The 19851-nt window shown below is 47.5% G+C and carries 17 protein-coding genes; 8 read left to right on the top strand and 9 right to left on the bottom strand.

Annotated features, from left to right (window positions below; translation table 11 throughout):
* Nucleotides 1-149: 149 nt before the first annotated feature.
* Both B9N89_RS14560 and B9N89_RS14555 read left to right on the top strand, forming a co-directional pair.
* Complete coding sequence (locus B9N89_RS14560) at nt 150-458, top strand: hypothetical protein (RefSeq protein ID WP_132320834.1); 309 nt, start codon at nt 150-152, stop codon at nt 456-458.
* A 123-nt stretch (nt 459-581) separates the two neighbouring features.
* Nucleotides 582-1403 (top strand): OmpA/MotB family protein, encoded by an 822-nt coding sequence (locus tag B9N89_RS14555; RefSeq protein WP_159455379.1) that lies wholly within the window; start codon nt 582-584, stop codon nt 1401-1403.
* A 162-nt stretch (nt 1404-1565) separates the two neighbouring features.
* On the opposite strand, the gene B9N89_RS14550 is transcribed toward B9N89_RS14555, so the two are convergent.
* Entirely contained in the window at nt 1566-1817 is a 252-nt protein-coding gene (locus B9N89_RS14550; protein ID WP_132320830.1) for a hypothetical protein, read from the bottom strand.
* A gap of 403 nt (nt 1818-2220) precedes the next feature.
* Here B9N89_RS14550 and B9N89_RS14545 point away from each other — a divergent pair, with 403 nt between their 5' ends.
* Entirely contained in the window at nt 2221-2925 is a 705-nt protein-coding gene (locus B9N89_RS14545) for a hypothetical protein (protein WP_132320828.1), read from the top strand.
* Nucleotides 2926-2989: 64 nt separating this feature from the next.
* Here the strand turns inward: B9N89_RS14545 and B9N89_RS14540 are convergent, their stop codons facing one another.
* From B9N89_RS14540 to bioB, 4 genes are all read right to left on the bottom strand, one after another.
* Entirely contained in the window at nt 2990-3259 is a 270-nt protein-coding gene (locus B9N89_RS14540; RefSeq protein WP_132320826.1) for a hypothetical protein, read from the bottom strand.
* A gap of 199 nt (nt 3260-3458) precedes the next feature.
* Nucleotides 3459-5441: an adenosylmethionine--8-amino-7-oxononanoate transaminase gene (gene bioA, locus B9N89_RS14535; protein WP_132320824.1), complete on the bottom strand. Its 1983-nt coding sequence runs from the start codon at nt 5439-5441 to the stop codon at nt 3459-3461.
* On the bottom strand, nt 5431-6630 hold the full coding sequence (locus B9N89_RS14530; protein WP_159455378.1) for an aminotransferase class I/II-fold pyridoxal phosphate-dependent enzyme: 1200 nt from the start codon (nt 6628-6630) through the stop codon (nt 5431-5433). Before B9N89_RS14530 ends, bioA begins: the two co-directional genes overlap by 11 nt.
* Nucleotides 6599-7633 (bottom strand): biotin synthase BioB, encoded by a 1035-nt coding sequence (bioB, locus tag B9N89_RS14525; RefSeq protein ID WP_132320820.1) that lies wholly within the window; start codon nt 7631-7633, stop codon nt 6599-6601. Before bioB ends, B9N89_RS14530 begins: the two co-directional genes overlap by 32 nt.
* A gap of 179 nt (nt 7634-7812) precedes the next feature.
* Between bioB and B9N89_RS14520 the strand changes: the two genes are divergently transcribed.
* The 4 genes from B9N89_RS14520 to B9N89_RS14505 are packed head-to-tail and all read left to right on the top strand — an operon-like array spanning nt 7813 to nt 11433.
* On the top strand, nt 7813-8691 hold the full coding sequence (locus B9N89_RS14520; RefSeq protein ID WP_159455377.1) for a MotA/TolQ/ExbB proton channel family protein: 879 nt from the start codon (nt 7813-7815) through the stop codon (nt 8689-8691).
* A gap of 9 nt (nt 8692-8700) precedes the next feature.
* Nucleotides 8701-9126, top strand: coding sequence for an ExbD/TolR family protein (locus tag B9N89_RS14515; RefSeq protein WP_132320816.1), 426 nt, complete (start codon nt 8701-8703; stop codon nt 9124-9126).
* A 6-nt stretch (nt 9127-9132) separates the two neighbouring features.
* The gene (locus B9N89_RS14510) at nt 9133-10011 is read left to right on the top strand and encodes a TonB C-terminal domain-containing protein (protein ID WP_159455376.1); all 879 of its coding nucleotides are present in this window, start codon (nt 9133-9135) and stop codon (nt 10009-10011) included.
* Nucleotides 10012-10020: 9 nt separating this feature from the next.
* The gene (locus B9N89_RS14505; protein WP_132320812.1) at nt 10021-11433 is read left to right on the top strand and encodes a DPP IV N-terminal domain-containing protein; all 1413 of its coding nucleotides are present in this window, start codon (nt 10021-10023) and stop codon (nt 11431-11433) included.
* A gap of 2 nt (nt 11434-11435) precedes the next feature.
* On the opposite strand, the gene B9N89_RS14500 is transcribed toward B9N89_RS14505, so the two are convergent.
* The 3 genes from B9N89_RS14500 to B9N89_RS14490 form a co-directional block, all read right to left on the bottom strand.
* Nucleotides 11436-12446 (bottom strand): 3-oxoacyl-ACP synthase III family protein, encoded by a 1011-nt coding sequence (locus B9N89_RS14500; RefSeq protein ID WP_132320810.1) that lies wholly within the window; start codon nt 12444-12446, stop codon nt 11436-11438.
* Nucleotides 12447-12458: 12 nt separating this feature from the next.
* Nucleotides 12459-13187, bottom strand: coding sequence for a beta-ketoacyl-ACP reductase (locus B9N89_RS14495; protein WP_132320808.1), 729 nt, complete (start codon nt 13185-13187; stop codon nt 12459-12461).
* Between the two features lie 199 nt (nt 13188-13386).
* Nucleotides 13387-15891, bottom strand: a complete 2505-nt coding sequence (locus B9N89_RS14490; RefSeq protein ID WP_132320806.1) for a HEAT repeat domain-containing protein — start codon at nt 15889-15891, stop codon at nt 13387-13389.
* A gap of 68 nt (nt 15892-15959) precedes the next feature.
* Between B9N89_RS14490 and B9N89_RS14485 the strand changes: the two genes are divergently transcribed.
* A complete protein-coding gene (locus B9N89_RS14485) occupies nt 15960-16946 on the top strand; it encodes a hypothetical protein (protein WP_132320804.1) in 987 nt (328 codons plus the stop codon).
* Here B9N89_RS14485 and B9N89_RS14480 read toward each other — a convergent pair.
* Nucleotides 16936-19851 (bottom strand): BamA/OMP85 family outer membrane protein, encoded by a 2916-nt coding sequence (locus tag B9N89_RS14480; RefSeq protein WP_132320802.1) that lies wholly within the window; start codon nt 19849-19851, stop codon nt 16936-16938. The two genes, B9N89_RS14485 and B9N89_RS14480, sit on opposite strands and share 11 nt — an antisense overlap.

The following is a 19851-nucleotide window of genomic DNA, read 5'->3' as shown; positions in this document are numbered from 1 at the left end:
ACGGTTTTTATTAAAAAATAATTTACATTCTAAATGGGAATTCTTAAGGATTTGGGCTGGAGAACCTCAATTTTGATCACTAGGGAAACTTGAATGCCCTAGGGGGCCCTGTTTCTTAAACCACAAGTCTGATTCTTGGAGAAAGATCGTTGTATTGGAAAGTGTACCACGTAGATACGGGTAAAATTGTCAAAGCAGGCTTTGAAAGTGAAGATGATGCCAAGGATTGGCTCGAGGCACGAGAGGATGATTTTGAAGACATCTATGAAATCGAAGAGATGGATCAAGATGAAGAAGATGAGTGGCTTGAAGCCCAGGAAAAAGAAGACTACGATGACGACGAGGAAGATGAGATAGAGCCGAAGGAAAGCGTTGGATTTGGCGACGACTATTACGATGGTGCCGATCTTGCTGACGATGAAGAGATGAGCACCGTTTTTGAGGATGACGACCTGTAAGTGTCCCTCTTAGCTTCCGGGTAAATAGCTACAATTGCACCCAATATTTACGTTTCCTAAAGAATTCAGCATGAATAGCCGATAAGTAGTAAGGATTTCTCTGCACTGCTTATGAGGCTGCTGATGTTTATGCGCGTGACGATTGCTATTTTTAGTTCTTCTTTACTTTTTTCCTGCGTAAGTTCTGGTACTTACGATGAGTTAATGAAGAAGCACGAACAAGCAGTAGCTGAGCTGAGCGAAACGAAGATCTTGCTTCTCAAGTCGAATAATTTGCGCCGCTTGGAATCGCAGCGCACAGACGATTTAGAGAACAAACTTGGCAATGCCGAAAGCCGCGAAACTCGCTACCAGCGGGAACTTTTAGATTTAAAACGTCAAAAAGCTGGCCTGGAAAACTCCCTCTATGCAGCTCATGAACTGATCGAGCGTGCCGAACGGGTGAATGAAGATCGCGATCGTGTTTTACGGTCCTACCTGAACCGCCTCCGCCGCCTGGTTGATGGCGGCGAGCTAGATATCTCCATTGCAGACGGTCGCCTAAAAGTCCGCATGCCAAGTGATGTGCTCTTTCCTTCTGGCTCCGCAACTCTTTCATCTGCTGGTCGCGCTAGTATCCTTCAGGTAGCTCAGGTGCTTGCTAACGGACCGAGCAATCACTTTCAGATTGAAGGCCATACCGATACTGATCCAATTGCCCGAGGCCCCTTTAAAACTAACTGGCACCTAGGCTATGGTCGAGCTATGTCGGTGCTTAATATCTTTCTCAAGGCTGGTGTTCCCGAATCGTCGATCAGCGCGGCTTCGTTTGGTGAGCATAGGCCGAGAGCTGATAATGATACTCCACAAGGGAAGCAGCAGAATCGACGAATTGAAATTGTAATGGTTCCTGATCTTTCTGTGATTGCTGAAGGGGTTGATGGGCTAAGCTATCGTGAGCGGTGATGAACTTCGGTGACCTATACGTATCGTATTTCATGAAAATTTTGCTTCAGTAAAAAGCAATGCTCTCAAGTCTTGTTTCCTTAAAAAAATTGCTACGTACTGAGCCTTGACGTTTTTGGCAACTCAGAAACCGAATCGTCTCGATATCTGAGCTGCTACATCTTAATCTTCAGATGAGACGATTTTGATTCTTTCATCGAGAGAAACGATCTCATTTGCGTCCGTTTTCTTCACTTCAAGGTCTCTGTGATGAAGTACCAGTGTTTCTCGTACAGACAAACGTAGATCGATTCGTTTGTACTCTAGAGAGTTAACTTGAATCTTCTCAATTGAGCGTCCGAACCCTCCTTGCTCATTTCCTGCATAGAGCTTGGCCGCTGCAATAAATGCAATGAAAGAAATTAGCCTTTTCATGATGAAACTCCGTTCGTTGAGTTAATTGAGTATAGTAGTTCTTCGCTCTTCTGTTTATCTAGACCGGTGGAATAGAGTTCTGCGTCCTTTGCGCCTACCTGAGCTTTCATCCATTATTATTAAGGAGAGCATAACCTTCCGTACTGCGTTACGCTCAAAAAATACTCGTCGCTGTACTGATTGTACTATCTCCTCGTATTTTTTAACCAAGCCTTGTCCGGAAGGTTATGCTCCCCTTAATACAATAGGAAGAAGTACCATTGAGGATAACTTCTCGTCCGCCAAGATTCAAAGATTCCCTTTGCAATATTCTTGAGGAACTGGTTTATAAACCGAGATCCTTCTTACTACTGTTTTTTGAGAAGCCTTTTAGAACGTGTCAATTTATTCGTAGGAATTAGAAATGAAGCTTGTCGTTAGTTTGAGTGCCGTATTGATTCTGTCAGCTTGTGGTGACGTAGGTACAAATGGAGACCCTGAGTTAAATCCCTCTGTAGGGGAATTCCAGAATAAGTGGGAGACTGAGATACAAGCCAGTTCGTCTAATGGCAATACATCACTCGTTGGATTCACTCCCAAAGGAGCTATCTCAGATCACAAGGCAGCCATAAAAGTTTCGATTCTCGATGCTAAAGACCTTAAGAGTCGACAAATTGATGTTTTGTGGAGCACTGAGGCAAATACGGATAGCGAAAGCTACCGCTCTTTGGTTGACGCTCTTGCTGACGATGTCTTTGCTAAGAAGAAGATATTAGGGGCTGGATGCCAGGAAGAAAATTGCGCCTATGTCATAGCGCTTGTTGACAAATCGGGCGACTCTCTACAGCTCCTAGATGAGACTGTTAGGGAGTTAAACGGTGGTGCTTGGCTCGGTCCTTTGAGTACGGTTGATCAGGTAAGGTTTTTCCTAATGGGCGAAGGCTATAGCCCCATAAACGTAGATGGGTCGTGGGGTATCTACGTAGCAAAAAATGGTGATGATTTCATTGCATACTATGGGAAGAGTCTGCCTGAAAGCAAACAGAGATGGACTCATAGCCGCATTTCAAGGGACGGTAAGATTGAGGCGTTGAAGATGCTTACAATCACTATCCCTGAGAAGAAATAGAACCATGCCGGGGTTGTTGCATTTTGCAAGCCCCGTCTATGATCTTTGCCGAGCCACAAAAACATTACTCCTCAACACTTCTGATTAGATACTTTCGATCATTGCACTTTGTGTGTATCTCAAGACTAGGAATATCAACCTTTTCGATTGTATGTTTGTTGTTCTTGATAGTGATGACAGGTGAATCACCGGTTAACTCATCTCGGATCAGTTGCCTTAGCATCGATTTTTCTACGAAAATGTTCGACCTGGCATTCCCACCACTGCCTTGAACACCGGCAACTAGCTGCGCTGAAGTTATTAATAGGGAAAAAATCATCACCTTACACATCATCACATCGCTCCCAATCCAACGTGTTTGAGAAAAGTCCACCAAACAAATTGTAATTGCCTTTTCTGGACTCGTCTCGCATAAAAGAGTCTATCTTTTCTTGTAGTGATCGAAACTCAGCGGCCAGTTCTTCAACTGTCTCTTTTGTAAATGTTTTCGGTGGTGGGCTATTTCGCCGTTATTGTCCGAGAGCACTTCAGCCTCAAGCATTGTAAGAACTGATGGCACGCACGGTTTTTTCAAGTGCATTAAGGCAAAATGAAAGTTCCTCGTCCGTAATTGTCAGCGCGGGAAGGAAGTACATCGTATTTCCTAATGGACGCAAAAAGAGGCCAAACTTTCGGGCTTCTTCTGGTACCCGAGCCGCGATAGGATTAAAGTAGTCCCCCAAGCCAGAGCCAGGGATTTCCCATGCAAGGATAGAGCCCATAGCTCGGGCTTGAGCAAGGCCAAGTTCTGCTTCGTGCTGTTTAATCCAGCTTTTGAATCGGCTTTCTATTTCCGCAGAGCGCTTGATTAAGTCCTCTCGTTCGTAAATATCGAGAGTCGCATTGGCTGCGGCACAGCAGATGGCGTTAGCGGTATAGGTGTGTCCGTGATAGAGTGCCTTGCGTTTGTCATCGCTATAGAACTGCTCAAAGATACGATCTGTGGTCATGGTAACGGCAAGGGGTAGGTTGCCGCCGGTGAGGCCTTTTGCTAGGCAAATGATATCAGGTTCTACCCCTGCCTTTTGATAGGCAAACCAGGCGCCGCAGCGGCCTAGGCCGGTGAAAACTTCATCGAAAATTACAGGAACCTGATGGTCTTTAGCAATGGCAACCAATGATCTCAGCCAGGTTAGATCATGCATGTTCATTCCAGAGGCACCTTGAACCATTGGTTCCAATACAACGGCAGCTAATTCATGACCACAGCTTGAAAACAAGGCCTTTAGCTTCTGGATTTCTGTCTCTCGGGCAGCGGCTCCCTCAGGGCAAATAGCGGAGGGATGGGCTGTTACGGGTTTGATTTTGAGGCTTTCAAATTGAAAGGGAGAAAACGGGCCGTGGAAACCTTCAGTGCCACCAACTGACATTGCACCGAAGGTATCACCGTGGTAAGCCCCCTCTAGGGAAAGGAACTTGGTTCGTCCTTTGTCGCCGCGATTGAATGCCATTTGAGCTGCTATTTTTAGCCCAACCTCTACAGCACACGAGCCGTTATCCGTAAAAAATACCCTAGGAAACTGATGCTCAGTGAGCTGCGATAGCCTTTGCGATAGCTTGACAGCACCCTCATGTGTCGCGCCAGCAAAGATAATGTGATCGATGGTTTGTTGTTGTTTAAAAATGGCTTCTGCAATTTCGGGACGGCCATGGCCTATGGTATTCGACCACCAAGATGAAGTGCCATCGATAAGCTTTTCTCCCGTGCTGACATGCAGCCAGGGACCCTCGGCTCGCTTGATTTCCAGCGGTGTGGCAGCACCCTTGTGCTGAGTATAGGGATGCCAGCAGTGTTTCTGGTCTAGTGCGAGAAGAGAGCTGGGTGAGCTTACTGCGCTTGCTGTTAGGTCGCACCAAAGCCTTTGGCATGCTTCGGTATAGCTGCTGCTGTGGGTATCTTCAATGGAATCTAGGTGTAGGAAACGGTGTTCTGGAAACATGCGGCTAAGGCTTCGCTCATTGGCCTCGTGTTTTTTACCGCTAAGGATCACAGCAGCAACAGGAACGTTATGAAGATCGAGAGTTCTTAGAGTGAGTGCCGTGTGGTTTAAGGTTCCTAGGCCAGTTCTCGCGACGACAATGCAGGGTATCCCCGCCTTCTTAAGAAACGATAGCCAGGTCTCGTTATCCTCATTTAAGGGGACCAGAAGCCCGCCCGCCCCTTCAATGAGAGTGTTTTCTTGAATCTGCTGTAGCTCCTCAAGCAGTTGCTCCAGGCGGGGTGCTGGCCTTAGCTCTAAACTTGCCGCTTGGTCTGGAGAAGCAGGTTCCTTGTATACGAATGATGTAGGGCGAGCTTTGAGGTCGGGAATTTGCTTTTTGATGCTCGCGAGGTCGCTGTCGGGGTGCCCTGTTTGTACTGGCTTCCAGTAGGACAAATCAAACTCTTGCCTAAGAGCACCAATGAGCAAGGATTGCGATACAAAAGTCTTGCCTACATCAGTATCTGTGCCTGTAACGAACAATTTATAGCTCATGGTAAAGCCTTTCTAAACTATAGATCAGTTGATCAATTTCACTCTGAGACAGCCCTGCATGGAGCGATAACCTCAATCTAGATGTACCAGCAGGAACGGTGGGTGGTCTCACAGCCTTGCAGAAGATGCCTTGCTCTTTGAGCTTAGATTCGAATGCCAGAGCTTGGCTTTCATCTCCAATGACCAAGGGGAGAATGTGAGAGCCACTGGTAGAGACCTTATAACCAATTTTGTGGAGCCGAGTTCTGACATCAGTTGTGATGTGTTTGAGCCAAGCTCTTTCAGCGGCCATGGTAGCAACCATATCGAGCGTCTGTAAGAGTCCAGCAGCCAGCCACGGCGATGGTGCTGTGGTGTAGATGAATCCTCGGGCTGTATTGATTAAGTATTCGATGAGCCATTCAGGGCCTGATACGAAAGCTCCCGAGGCGCCCAGCCCCTTGCCACATGGGTTTATGCTGATCACTTCGTTTGGGTCAACGTCAGCGTCTCCCAGGCAACCTTCTCCCTGAGGGCCATAAACCCCAAGCCCGTGAGCCTCGTCGACAATCAGGATGCCTTGGTATCGATCGCAGAGTTGCTTGAGTTTTTCTAAGGGAGCAAAATCCCCATCCATACTGAAAACCGATTCCGTCATCACCAAATTCAACTTGGCTTGAGATTTGGCAAGACCAACCTCCAAAGCGTCCATATCGTTATGGGGAAATAGAGTCTTTCGCTCTGGGCTGACCCGGGCGAGCCTTATGCCATCCATGATGCTAGCGTGGTTCAGTTCGTCGCAAAAAACCGCGACTGCTGGATTGATAAGTGCCCGACAGATCGCCTCATTTGCCGTATAGCCCGACGGGAAATACAAGCTTGCAGCAACCCCTTTCAGTTTTGAAAAGTCTGCTTCAAGTGCATTGAAAACGGGGTGATTGCCACCAAGCAAGCGACTCCCACCGCTTCCCATAGGAAGCGACGCTATTGCCTCTCTGGTCTTTGCCTGCAAATCGTTCCGTTGCCTTAGGCCTAGATAATCATTATGTGTGAGGTCAATACTGTTTTGAGGTGGAGTCTTCGGCAGTTCGCGACGACGCCCTTGGCGATCAATCCGTGCCATCTGCTTAGCAACGATCTGCTGGAGCGCAGCCCAACCGGGCTGTCGCGAGCGGGTTTTAGTGGAGGGCAACTCCGTTGTCACAGTCATAGTTTGATTCCTCTTCAGCGACAGCTGTCGGCTTTGGTCGCATGCCCAAGCGCTGGAGAAGACTTTGATCGCGATCATCGCCTGGGTTTGGAGTTGTCAGTAATTTATCACCAGAGAAAATCGAGCTCGCTCCAGCGACAAAGCATAGTGCCTGAGCTTCGTCGCTCATCTGAGTGCGGCCAGCGGAGAGGCGGACCCGGCTCTCAGGCATGATGATGCATGCGGTGGCGATGGTTCGAACCATCTCAAAGGTATCGATATCGCCCTCTTCTGCAAGTGGTGTGCCCTCGACTTTTACAAGGAGGTTCACTGGCACCGATTCTGGATGAGGGTTTAGCGACGAAAGCTGATGAAGAAGACCGATCCGATCATCGACAGTTTCTCCCATTCCGACGATTCCTCCGCAGCAAACTGTCATTCCTGCCTTGCGGACATTGTCAAGGGTGTTGAGACGATCCTGGTAGGTGCGGGTTGATATGATATCACCGTAAAACTCAGGAGAGGTATCCAGGTTGTGGTTGTATGCATACACCCCAGCCTCGGCGAGTTGATCAGCCTGCTCTTCGTCGAGCATTCCTAGGGTTGTACAAACTTCGAGACCCATGGAGCGAACTTCTTTTACAGCTTCTAAAACCCTTTCAAATTGGGGGCCTTTCTTAGGTGGGCTGCGCCAAGCAGCGCCCATACAGAAGCGGCTGGAGCCGCTGTCTTTCGCTCGTTGAGCTGCCCCTCGAATTTGCTCCACATCAAGCAGCCCATGAGCATCGACACCGGTTTGGTAGTGGGCGCTCTGGGGACAATAGGCACAGTTTTCCTTGCATCCCCCTGTCTTAATCGAGAGAAGAGTGCTAATCTGCACCTCGTCTGGCCTGAAGTGCTTCTGGTGCACTGTTTGCGCGAGGTGGATGAGCTGAGGAAATGGCAGCTGGTATATGGCACGGATCTCCTCACGGCTAAAGTCATAGCGGGGAAGTCCTTTGGATAGTTCTTGAGTATCAAGCATAATGGCTCCTCTTGATCGATTTGGTATTATGCTAAACTTAGGCCCATTTCATAGTACAAATTGTATGACTTGGCGAGCCTAAATGGGGAGTCAGCAAGACTGGAATTTTCGCGGTCAATATGATGTGTTCGAAAATGTACTATAATAGAGATAAACCGAAAGTTGACGGAGAGCAATTAATGCAATGGTTTCATAATCCTACTAAAATTATGCTGCGAGTTTTGATGGTGTTCAGCCTGGTTTTTTCTGGTGCAACTCACACCTTGGCCCAGGCCGATGACAAAACTATGACAAGCGAAGCCCAAGAGACCACTCCCGTGGTGGAGGCAAGCGAGGCCATAGATCTAGGGGGAACCTCGATTTTCGAGCAGGCTTGGCGCGGTGGAATTGTCGTTTTCTCGGTCCTGATGATTCTGATCGTATTCTCAATGTTCAGCTGGGCTATTTTCTTAACTAAGTGGATATCTCTGAGGCGGATTCAGAGTACCAGCGAGGCCTTCATCAAAAGTTTTTGGGATAGCCGCTCTTTGAACGAACTCAATAGCCGTTTAACTGACTACCCCAACAGCCCTGCGAAGGAAGTCTTCAAAACAGGGTATGCGGAACTTGTGCGAGGGAGCCAGCTTCGGGAGCAAACCTCCTCTTTACAATTAGCGGTGCATGCTGCGGTGGAAAATATGGGGCGGTCTTTGACCAAGGCCAAGCGTATGGAGCGAAAGAAGTTAGAAGCCTACTTACCCTTCCTCGCGATCATCGCTTCCTCCAGCCCATTTATCGGGCTATTTGGAACGGTCTGGGGAATCATGGGTGCCTTTGAAGGCATAGCTAAATCTGGTAATGCCAGCCTCGCCGCGGTGGCGCCAGGAATTTCGGAGGCCTTGATTGCGACGGCGTTCGGATTGGCTGCTGCGATTCCTGCGGTGATTGGTTACAACACAGCCAATGCCAAAATCCGTAGCGTCTCATCGAGCCTTGATGGCTTTTCGATGGACTTCTTGAATATAGTCGAACGCTACTTGGTGGCAGAGAAGAAGACGAACGCTTCTCCCAATCTCTAAGGAGGCCACATGGATTTTAAAATGGATAGCGGTGGTGATGAAGTTGATGAGGCCATGGCAGATATCAACATCGTGCCCCTCGTGGATGTGATGCTTGTGCTATTGATTATTTTTATGGTAACGGCACCTTTGTCTATTGGTGGAATCAAGGTCAGTCTACCCACTAGTAAGGCCCGCAGTTCGTCGATTTCCGAGGATCGTGTGGTGCTGTCCATCAATCAGAAAGGGCAGTATTACATCGAAAAGATGGAAGTCACAGCCGATGCATTATCATCTCGCTTGGCTGCCATATACGAGCACCGGCAGAAGAAGGAACTCTATATTCGTGCCGATAAGAGGGTCGTTTATGGCAAAGTCGTCGATGCGATGAGCTCTGCAAAAGTTGCAGGCGTTGGAAAGATCAGTATGTTAACGGAACCACCCAAGGGGCGCTAGTTGCTTATGTCCACACAGGATATGATTCGGCCTAGCAAGATCCTGGGCAACCAAGATCAGATGCTCAAGTTATTTTTAGGCTTATCGGTGGCCGCACATGTTTTGGTGTTTCTTTTGGGGCATTTTAATGTTTTGTCGCCAGAGCGACCAATCCCAGAATGGGCCATTGAAACAGAGCTTGTGGCAGACTTTGATCTTGGAGCATCCAATAAAACAGTTCTCCCAAATGCGAAAAAGTCAGAGAAGGTTGCTGTTCCATCCAACTTGCTCCCTCAGATTACGAAAAACTTCACGGTTAAAGAAAAAACCAAGCGTGAGGAGGGGCTTGCCGAGGGCCCAGTCGATGAGACGGTTGATCTTGGTAAAAATGCCAGTGAGGACACGGATAAAAATAGTCCAGAGCTAGAAGAACCTGATCGGCAGGCGGCAACCCGACTTCGCAAAGCGGAGGCGCTGAAACGGATTGCCATGGAGCGTCTTAGGCAGCAGCAGAAAGAAAAATCGAAAGAGTTTAAAGCTCACGAGGCGGATCTGATGCCTAAACTGAAGCAAAATCTGAGTAACGATGTGGGGCTCAATAGCACTATGGGTACTGGTCTTCTAGAAGGAGCGGAAGCCCAACGATATCTTGGCTATCTAACCAGGGCGGTGCGTAGAAACTGGGCCTTGCCAAAAACCTATGAACTTAGTAGCTCAAATGTAAAGGCGGCGCTCCACATTGTGATCAACGCTCGCGGCGAGTTGGTGACTGCTAAAGTAGCCGAAAGCTCGGGCGATGATGTATTTGACCAATACTGCACGGAGGCGATTCAGAAATCAGCCCCGTTCAAGGCTCCGCCCCAAAAGTTAGCGGGAAATACCTTTCAGTTCAATTGCAATCCTTGAGGTAGGGCTATGATGCTCAGACTAATGTTTTCGATGCTAATCATGATCGCAGGCTCCGTGGCTCACGGCTCACAACCATTGATTGTCAATATCGACAATCCCTCGTTTCGCAAGGTGCTTGTAGCAACACCTGCCATCACCAACAATCAGGCTACTGGTGCACTGGCAGAAACCTTTCAATCAAAGACTCATACCAAGCTTGCGGAGCTACTTACCTTCTCTGGGTTCTTCAATGTGGTGGCGTCTCAAGCCTACGAAGATTACATGGGTAAGATGATTGGTGAACGCCAATCGAAAGACGGAAAGGCTTGGCTCACCGACATGATCAAGTTATCTGGTCCTGAAACAGTGCAGTGGCGAACCCTAGGGGTCGAGTCTTTGACCTTGGGCTCCATGGAGTCTAAAGAAGGAAAGCTAACCGTTACTTTGAAAACTTTCGATGTCACACGGAACAAGCAGCTTGTTGCTAAAGAGTTTACCGACGTGAAAGACTTCACAACAACTGTTAGACGCTACGCAGACTTCGTTTTGGAGGCTTACACAGGCAAGCCAGGCATCTTCTCCAGCAAGCTTACCTTTGTGGGGCGCCGCGAAAAAGGTAGTGCTAAGCAGATCTTTATCTCTGACTATGACGGCAGTAACCTTAAACAGATTACAACTGGGGAAGAACCACACCTGTCTCCTGCTTGGAGCCCGGATGGTCGCTATATTGCCTACACTTCATTTGAAGGTGGAAATCCTCATATCTACATTTACGATACTCAGGATGGCAGCAAGCGGCGCTTGACTCAAACCCGTGGCCTTAACAGCGGCGCTAATTGGTCGCCAGATGGCACATACATTGCCTACACCGCTTCCAATGGTGGAGATACAGATATTTATGTCTTGCCCAGCAAGGGTGGCAAACGCAAGCTGCTTATCAAAGGCTCTGGGCTAGATGTCGATCCAAAGTACTCCCCTGATGGCAAGTACATTGCCTTTGTTTCGGGTCGCTATGGTAATCCTCATATTTTCGTGGGAACTCTTGCTAATGGCAGTGAATCGCGAGTGGTTCGCGATAAGAGACTAACCTATGCTGGCTGGTATAATTCAACCCCCGCATGGTCTCCAGAATCTGATAAAATCATCTTTGGTGGCTACGATAAGGATATCGACCGATATGATATCTTCATCATGAATCCCGACGGTTCCCAGCTGGAGCGTCTAACACTGAAGACCGGTGATAATGAGAGTCCTAGTTGGTCGCCCAATGGTCAGATGATTGCCTTTCAGAGCAATCGTATTGGGCAAAGCAATTCTAAGGGAGAGCCGGGGTTGTTTATTATGAATCGTGATGGCAGCGGGCAGAAGCGCTTGGAGATTCCTCTTTTTGAAGTCCAAACGCCTCATTGGTCAGGCCCAAGGCAGGATTTAGTCCAGTGATGCTAGGTTTTTTCTAGTAGCGCAGCACCCCAAGTCAAGCCGCTACCAACGACAGTTACGATAATACGATCACCGGTTTTAAAGCGATTCCAGTTCATGGATAGTACAGCCGGTGCTCCTGCTGCACCTTGGTTTCCATACTCATCGACATTAAAAATGTGCTTATCTGGATCGAAGCCAAGCCTTTCCGTTGCGGACGTAATCATGCGTAAGTTTGCCTGATGTCCAGCGAAGTAATGGATATCATCAGGCCCTAGCTGATTGCGATCCATGATTGCTCGTGTCGCTTCGATTGTGCGGGTGATAGCAAACTTTTGAACAGCGCGGCCGTTCTGGGAGAAATAGCCATCATCAGGAATTTGCACAAGTTCATAGCCTTCAGGGTCGCTAGCGATGAAGGTGTCTACGACCTTGAGGCTGCCAGGTTTCGGTTCATGGGATAGATACGAGCACGCAGAGCCATCGCCAAAAAGAACACAAGAATTTTTATCCCGAAAGTCGATTCTCAGAGAGTATCGCTCGGGGTTAAAAATTGCGATTTTTTGATTCAACCCACTGTGAACAAGGCCTCGGGCCAGGTGCATATTAACGACAAATGAGCTGCACGCTGAGTTTGCATCGAAACTTGCTGACGGAAAGCCCAAACGTTGGGAGATAGTGCAGGCGTTGGCAGGGATAGCATAGTCAGGAACCGAAGTTCCACAGATTACTAGATCAGGGTCTGCAAAGCTGTGCTTGGTATTTTCCTGAAGGTTTTTCCAAGCGAGTTCGGCAATATCAGCGATGGACTGAACGCGCCCTTGCGCACGAAGCTCCGTTAAGGTGGTTCGCTGCTCTTTCATCGCAATGAGATCTGAAACCGTAAGAACACTTCTGCGGGATCGGATTCCTGTTCGGTCTTCCACCCACTGAGCATCTGAACCGATATCGAGTTCATCAAAGAAATCATTGTTTAAAACAGTATTGGGATGGTAGTGACCCATCCCATGAATAAAGGCCTGAGGACGACTCATAAGGTTAACTCCTCAGTTTGTGAACATGCCACCGTTAACGTGAATGGTACTGCCAGTGACATAAGACGAGGCATCAGAGGCTAAGAAATGAACAGTCTTTGCCACTTCATTCCCTGTCCCTAGGCGCTTGAGAGGCACTTTCTTAAGGATGGCTTCTTTGACTTCTTCAGGTAAGGCATTGGTCATATCGGTTTCAATGAAACCTGGAGCAACACAGTTTGCACGGATTCCAAAGCCTGCTAAATCGCTCGCAATGCTTTTGGTGAAGGAGGTGATTGCTCCCTTAGTTGCTGCGTACATGCTCTGTCCTCCATTGCCAGTGTGGCCAACTACGGAGGTGAGATTGATAATCGAACCCTTTTTCTGCTTGATCATCACTTTAGATACGAGCTTAGAGAGGTTGAACACAGACTTGACGTTAACGTCCAATAGACGTTCAAAATCAGCAGGCTTAGCAAAGGTCAGAACCTGATCGATGCTCATTCCTGCGTTGTTGACTAGTACATCAATCCGACCAAATTCTTCTTTTACAGATTTAATGAGAGCTTTGCACTGCTCTTCCTCTGCAACATCGGCCTGAAATATCTTTGACCCTGGAATAGATTCAGCTACTTGTCGAGCCAAGTCTTCGTTACCTCGGTAGTGGATCGCCACTTTGTAGCCCTGGCGGCCCAGTTCCTCGGCACAAGCCCGACCAATTCCTCGTGATGCCCCTGTGACTAAAGCCACTAGATCTGTCATACCTCACCTCCCTTTAGTCAATCCCACCAGGGCAATACTCCCTGGCAATACTTCGAAAAGCCCAATTCTTTTGGACGTATAAAGCACCAAGCTGAGAATTGGTCTATCGATGGGATATCACGATTTTCTGGGGGGGAGCAAGCTGAAGGCCTATCCTCCAGCGTTCTTTTACATGGGCTTTACATGGTATCACTGGCGTCTAAGCGCCGGTCTGGTAGCTGGCAAGCTCGGTGCTCCCAGCAATAATTTTTTGAACGCGAATCATATTCTCGACAATCTTTGCAGTGTCTTCCCAGATCCCAGCGAGGTCGTTGCTGGCATCTGGGTGGAATCCTTCATGGGCGGCGCGGTTCCGAAAGTCCTGGAAAACATGGAGGGACTTACAAAAATCGAAAAGCTCCTCGTCGGTCATGCTAGGCAAGGGAAAGAGGTTGTTCAAACCGTATCGGCATTCTTTTCTAGAAAAGCAGATGAAGAATAGGGCGAAGGCTTTCAATCCATCTAAGGTGAAGCGACGCCCTGGTCTGAATTGGCATATGGCACGAAGCATCTTTCTGAGCTTGAAACGACTAAAGAATGGAATCGTGTTAATGATCGGCAAGCTCTCGATGTAATGTTCAAACTCATCCATGGCTCTAGGGATAGGGCGCGCGTAGCCTATAACATCCAATTTTCTTTGCAGTATCCCCTGACGGATAAGGTTGCCTGTAGAGTCCTCGAATTTTTCACGGAAACTCAGCTCAAGCGCTTTGTACTGCATATCGATGGCCGGACTCAGATCGATGGTTTTCAAGTTACCCGAAGTCTCCACTTGTAGATGGAAGAACTGGGCGGTTCGCAGGGCTCGTTTAGCTTCTCCAGAAAGAAGGCCATAGTCCTTAAGCTTAGTTTGCAGATGATGATCAAGTTTCTCTGTAGTTGGCAAGTCAGCTGAACTTGTGCTGCTTTCGTCGGTTTTTGGTTCCTCAGGCTCCTCAATAAGTAGGAGTGAGGAGATTGCTTCCCGTAGCTCCCACACTGGGTTGTCACCGGTTCCGTCGTATTTCAGATCGTTGATAGCACTTCGTAGCTCTGATTGTAGCAACGCTAGGTCAGCCTCCTGCAGAACTTGTGTGATCTCCATCTGAAGGTGAAAGCTAACATTGGGCCTGGTGAGAAAGGCGACCAACTCTTGAATCGAGCGATTGGTATTGATTCCAGAAAGGGCATGAATAATCGCCCGAAGTACATCCTCTTCCTGACTGCGAATGTAATCGAGAAGCTTAAGAGCCGCATTGTCGATGCCTTTGAAACGGCTTAAAGTGTCGATGAAGCAGATTTGATACAAGGACGGTGACTGTCGGGCTAGCTGGGATAAATGATCAAGTTTATCAACTTTCGGGTCCTGCCAAGCTGCAATCAGTTCTGCCCAGTATTCATTTTCCTTGGGGATTTTCTTTGGCTTAAGGTTTCGGTAAGCAAGATTAAAGAATGCTTGGCGGGGCACAGCATCGCGATCATCTTCCGTTTTTTCTGTATAAGCGTCGTATACCTCTGTAAACAGCACATTGTGAGCATTTTTAAGCGTCTGTGCTTGCTCATCTAAGATACGGTCAAAGGTACTGGTGCCTTTTGAAGATGTGTTAAGGCCTGTTGAAAATCGCTGGGGCAGACTTCCAATGAAATCTGCAGGGTTCTCCGCTTTGGTCACAAACTCCCGAATACAATCAAGCAGCTCGTCCCTTTGGCTGACGTGAATGAGGTTGCCAATAATTCGAATGGCTGCAAGAAATTGGTCGCTGGTCTTGCAGGCTTTTAATGACTTTAGGAGATTATCGCTCGGGATCCCGGAAAATATCTCCCAAGACTGCTCACCCAAGGTTTTTAGGCGACCACCAGCAAGTTCAGCAAAGATCCAACATAGGGCGTCGACCTCAATCTGGTGACGCTCCCAGATCATAGGCCAGTACTTCAAAAGCTGAGCTTCACTGGCTTTAGTAGACTTTTTTTGGCTGATCTCATGAAGGCAGTTCAAGCGCTTACCACTTTCAATTTCATCACAAACGGAGCCATGAAATTGAGTCCAAATTCCTGAAATACTATGCTCGTGTTGTAGCTTTTTGGTCGCATTGAAGTCATAGCGGTAAAGATAAGCAAGATAGTAAGGGATAGTTCGCTCTGGGGGAGCGTTCACACCATAGACTTTTTTCAATGAATTCAAGGCAATCTTTTTAAATCGCTCCGACTCAACGTTCCATTGTAAAGACCGATAAAACATGAGTGAAAGAAAGGCGGGAGACATCTCTTCAAGCCCCTCCCAACCGATAAAGTTCTCCACCACCTTAGCCCCTGCGCCGTACCAAGCTAGGTCTAAGAGGGTGTAGCTCACCCGTTGGGAAAGATGGGGGTCGTGACTGAGAGGAATCGAACGGTGCCAGAGAATACCGTCGGAGCGGATGGCCCATTCCCACAGGCCGCAGCTCGCAATATTTTGGTTCCAGTTGCTGACGTTGCGAGTGAGAAAATCTTCAAATGCAAGGTTATTCTTGCTGGACGTGCTGCGAATGATAGCTGTCTTCTCGGCGTCACCTAGTCTGAGGCACATGAGATCGTTAGCTAGCGATATGGGTAACCATAGGTCCTCTTCCCGCATCATCTCTAATTTTTTGATTCTGGCGCGGCTACTAGGTTGATTTATGTACTCTTGTAACATTTTATTTGTCATTTCGAGTTCCATTGGGAAGAAGAGGGTCGATCATACACGATATAGTTTATCATATCTGGAAAGGACTCATGCAGATCTTAGGCTTTCATACTGTGATTCTTTTGTTAGCAGGTGTTGTAAGCTATTCAACTGCCAGGGCTAAACCCTTATCCTTTACAAAGATTCAACACTCTCAGGTCACTGTGACCAAAGACGTTGTCGGTCTTTGGCGGTCAAAAGGTGAAATCCTTGCGACTCCTTATTTCGACAACTTTATGATCAAGTCTCAGTATAATCCAAACCCTGGGCCGCAAGGGTACGCCTTTGGTAATCGAGACAGTGACACCGCTGGTGCTGAACGAATACTCTTTCCAAAGTCTGTCGTTCGCGGCTACTGGCATTGGTTGGCACCGTTTCGTGATCGCTTTATCATGATTGAAGCACGAAAGAAGAGGGTCGCCATGGTCTCAGTGAAGGATGGCCGGGTTACTGAGTATTCTGATATCATTCTCGACCTCTTTAAACCAGCCTCTGATAGCCGTGGTGAACCTACTGGTCAGGAGACAGCAGCAGCCAGAAAAGAATTCTTAAAAAGGCTGGTCGATTGGGGAGGTGACGAGCCTATGATCTCCGGTTTGGCTCCCCTACCTGCGTCTTGGCATCGAAGGCAAGGGTACGATTCATATCTTATAGCGACTAGACTACCAGGTTTCTCTCTTCTGAAAATGGACTGTAATCGCAAGGATGGCTTGGTTTGCATGATCACGCGGAATTGCTTTGTGGAAGGTCTTAAAACTGAATTGAAAAAACAACTATCTGGGCTAGCGATTAGTCAACATCGCAAGCTCTTGCTCATGGCTGATCGAAAAAATCATCGCATTCTAGGGTTTCGATGGGATAACTGCCATCATATCCCTTTGCAGGGAGAGATGAAAGTTCCGCAAAAACTTCAACTTGTAAGAGGGATTCATATCGATGAATCGGATCATCTCTGGCTTTCAACACAAGGGCCTGACAACTATCGCAACGCCTCTGTCTACAAGTGGAAAGCCGAAGATTGGAGCATCAAAAATTAGTACCCACATTGATTTGTAATTGTCCGCCACGAATCGACTTGTAGGAACTGTTACCACGCTTTACCTGGCACTCGCCCTCCATTGGACATCGATCAACAGGAAAGCCGTAGGATACATTAATGGAACCCAAAGGGGTCAAGTAGTTCGCAGCCAGGCCGTAGGAGATGTAGTTGCGCTTCCAAATCAAACTAGGGTCTTTTAGCAAGTTGTAGAATTCGTAGCGATTGTTGTCATATAGGTTTGGCTCGACCAAACTGGTGTCACCGCTCAACTCATTTTTAAATAAGGCTTCTTCTTTTTTGGTGAGAAAGGTATTGGAGCTGTCGACAAATGCAGTCATACCAAAGGAGTTTGAAAGCTGGAGTCGCAGTTCAAGAGCCATAGCAAATGCCTGGGTACCCCCGGCACGAAGCTGTTCCGTGGTTACATCGTCACCATCGATCGTCGTGTACTCCACCACTGGCCCTAGGTCGCCAAGCTTGAATCCGCGATTGCTTTCAGCGCCTCCAGACTTGATACGTTCTGATGTTGGCAAAATATCAAAGCTAGTTTCAGATCGAATGACATTAGTGAAAGACTCAAAGCTCACTCGACTTGCAAAGACCAAGCTTTTCGCTAATTGAAGATACTTGCTGGTGCTTAGGGCCCAATGAAAATACTTGGTGTCGCCACCCAAAATAAAGTCAGCCCAGCTTGTTTCAGCATTAATCACCCCTCCTCGGGTGGGCCAGCCAAGATCGTTGCGGGTGTCCCAGATAGTTCTTACCCCAGCTTCACGAATTTGAATCTCATCGGTTTTAAAAGCGACACTGACGGATTCCTCAGCCTTCTCCTGGGTCGTTTTATAAAGGGTAAAAAGCTCTGAGCGAAGCTTGTCTGAACTAATCCAATATTTATGGGCCAAGGTTGCTTGGATAGATTTCGTTAATTCCCACTGCTGATCAGTAGCTTCAGCACCTTGGCTAAACGTTAAGATTCCATTTACGGGAAGGTCTAGTAGGTAAGGCTCAATATACCCCAAACCAAGATTATAGCCGAGTAGATTGCGGTTGCCTATTGAACTCTGGCTTATCTCTTGGCTATAAGATCCGTTAAAAAAGACTTGGCGTGCAGTGCCTTCAATGTTGTTGTAAGAGGAGTCCATGGAGAATCTTCCGCCATCTTCGTAGCTCCATCCAGGACCAAAGCTTACCTGCCCTGGTTTAGCCTCGCGCACCGTTACGGTGTAAGGAATAATCAGTCGCTCTTCTGAAAAATCAGATGAGTCCGTGGCTGAAATGCTAATAGAGCTAAAAAGGCCTAAATCAATTAGAGCTTGTCGTGAATCATCAATGTCTTGAGGAGAATACCAATCGCCCTCTTGGAACAATAGTTCTCGGGTTACGACATAATCCTTTGTCTTGATAAGGCCTTTGATGGTAATCTCACCAATTTTGACCCGAGGCCCTTCTTCAATACTTAGCGACACTTTAGTTTGTATGTCCCTGAAGCGTCGATTTTGAATTAAGTCGATCTTGATCTTGGCATACAGGTATCCTACGTCGCGATATAGTTTTTGTAAGTCCTGTTGTAGCGTTACAATCGATCGCCAAGTTAAAGGCTGTTGAGGCTTTACATCAAAATATTCCTTTATTTTCTCTTCCGTAAAAGCGCGATTGCCGCGAATACTTAAGCTTTCGAAAACCCGACGCTTGCCTTCGGTGATAACGAAAGATAACTTAGCATCAGCCGTGCTTGGATTCTTTTTGATCTTCGGATAGTAGACCTTTACATTCCAAAAACCTCTCTCTGAATAGGTGTTGCTAAGGGAGTCGATCGCCTGGCGAATATTCGGTTCAGTCAGCAGCGGGGGGTTGCCAAAGCTTGGGAACAGTCCCATGGCTTCAAGAGCCTCATTTTTTTGCAATGCTGTCAGCCCTTCGATTTGCACCTCGGTGATTTTGTATTCTGGTCCCGGCTCCACATTGAAGGTGTAAAGTACCTCATCCGCTTTTGGTCGACTGGTTTCTGGTTCTTTGACTTTAACATCTTGATATCCAGAGTCTTGGAACTTGCGGTAGATCTCAGTGCGCATGGTGTTGGGATCTGTGATCGTTTCGTCTAAAGTATGCAAGTTATCACCGAGGATCAACCGTATAAGTGGTGGATTGGCGAGAGGGCTGCGAACCTTGCCCTTAATCTTTTTGCCAATCGTACCGGCTATATAGATTAAAGCAGAATTGCTCGGCGGATCAAATCTGATCTCAGGGGGTAGAATTTTGTATTGATTGTAGCCTTCTAAGGTGAGTGATTCTTTAAAATCACGAATTGCGCCATCTATTTTACTGCTATCGCATATATCACCAATCTCAAGTGGAAAGTCGACACCTCCTGGAATTTTAAAGCCAAGTTGAATATCACGAATGAGGCAAGGAAAATCTTCGTCGACACTGACGATCAGCTTGGTTTCTTGGTCATTCGCTGGAAACGAAGTGATGTTCACCTTGGCCTTTAAAAAGCCAAGGCCATGGAGGTAAGCGAGAATATCCCGCTCAATACGCTTTCGAACCTCGACGGAGTCCACCTGATTCTTGTAGACATGCATCAGCGACTGAATTTTTTTCTTAAATTCTCTTGTCGTCGTATGAATCGATAAGCGATGGATCTCATAAGCGCGTTTGACACGAATCGTTATTTGAGAGCCGCTTTGATAAGCCTCGACGAGTTCAAAGGAACCTTGGCGACTGATTTCGTTCATGAGGTTGTTGAGGTCGATATTATTCTCGATCTTTGGCCATAAGTGCTGCAGTTCCTGGAGTTTATCGCTAGGTAGATCTCCTTGCGGCTCGATACGCCACGAACTTGCAGCACCCGCAAGAGGTACTATAAAGTTGAAAAAAATAGCCAGGCCCAGGAGAAAACGCAT

It is taken from the genome of Pseudobacteriovorax antillogorgiicola (assembly GCF_900177345.1).
GTDB classification, from domain to species: domain Bacteria; phylum Bdellovibrionota_B; class Oligoflexia; order Oligoflexales; family Oligoflexaceae; genus Pseudobacteriovorax; species Pseudobacteriovorax antillogorgiicola.
This window is presented reverse-complemented; position numbering and strand designations above follow the sequence as displayed.

Bases quoted from the DNA above. Each gene is read 5' to 3' on its own strand.
- B9N89_RS14555 (WP_159455379.1), top strand. From the start codon at position 582: ATGTTTATGCGCGTGACGATTGCTATTTTTAGTTCTTCTTTACTTTTT.
- B9N89_RS14550 (WP_132320830.1), bottom strand. From the start codon at position 1,817: ATGAAAAGGCTAATTTCTTTCATTGCATTTATTGCAGCGGCCAAGCTC.
- B9N89_RS14545 (WP_132320828.1), top strand. From the start codon at position 2,221: ATGAAGCTTGTCGTTAGTTTGAGTGCCGTATTGATTCTGTCAGCTTGT.
- B9N89_RS14540 (WP_132320826.1), bottom strand. From the start codon at position 3,259: ATGATGTGTAAGGTGATGATTTTTTCCCTATTAATAACTTCAGCGCAG.
- bioA (WP_132320824.1), bottom strand. From the start codon at position 5,441: ATGAGCTATAAATTGTTCGTTACAGGCACAGATACTGATGTAGGCAAG.
- B9N89_RS14530 (WP_159455378.1), bottom strand. From the start codon at position 6,630: ATGACTGTGACAACGGAGTTGCCCTCCACTAAAACCCGCTCGCGACAG.
- bioB (WP_132320820.1), bottom strand. From the start codon at position 7,633: ATGCTTGATACTCAAGAACTATCCAAAGGACTTCCCCGCTATGACTTT.
- B9N89_RS14520 (WP_159455377.1), top strand. From the start codon at position 7,813: ATGCAATGGTTTCATAATCCTACTAAAATTATGCTGCGAGTTTTGATG.
- B9N89_RS14515 (WP_132320816.1), top strand. From the start codon at position 8,701: ATGGATTTTAAAATGGATAGCGGTGGTGATGAAGTTGATGAGGCCATG.
- B9N89_RS14510 (WP_159455376.1), top strand. From the start codon at position 9,133: ATGTCCACACAGGATATGATTCGGCCTAGCAAGATCCTGGGCAACCAA.
- B9N89_RS14505 (WP_132320812.1), top strand. From the start codon at position 10,021: ATGATGCTCAGACTAATGTTTTCGATGCTAATCATGATCGCAGGCTCC.
- B9N89_RS14500 (WP_132320810.1), bottom strand. From the start codon at position 12,446: ATGAGTCGTCCTCAGGCCTTTATTCATGGGATGGGTCACTACCATCCC.
- B9N89_RS14495 (WP_132320808.1), bottom strand. From the start codon at position 13,187: ATGACAGATCTAGTGGCTTTAGTCACAGGGGCATCACGAGGAATTGGT.
- B9N89_RS14490 (WP_132320806.1), bottom strand. From the start codon at position 15,891: ATGACAAATAAAATGTTACAAGAGTACATAAATCAACCTAGTAGCCGC.
- B9N89_RS14485 (WP_132320804.1), top strand. From the start codon at position 15,960: ATGCAGATCTTAGGCTTTCATACTGTGATTCTTTTGTTAGCAGGTGTT.
- B9N89_RS14480 (WP_132320802.1), bottom strand. From the start codon at position 19,851: ATGCGTTTTCTCCTGGGCCTGGCTATTTTTTTCAACTTTATAGTACCT.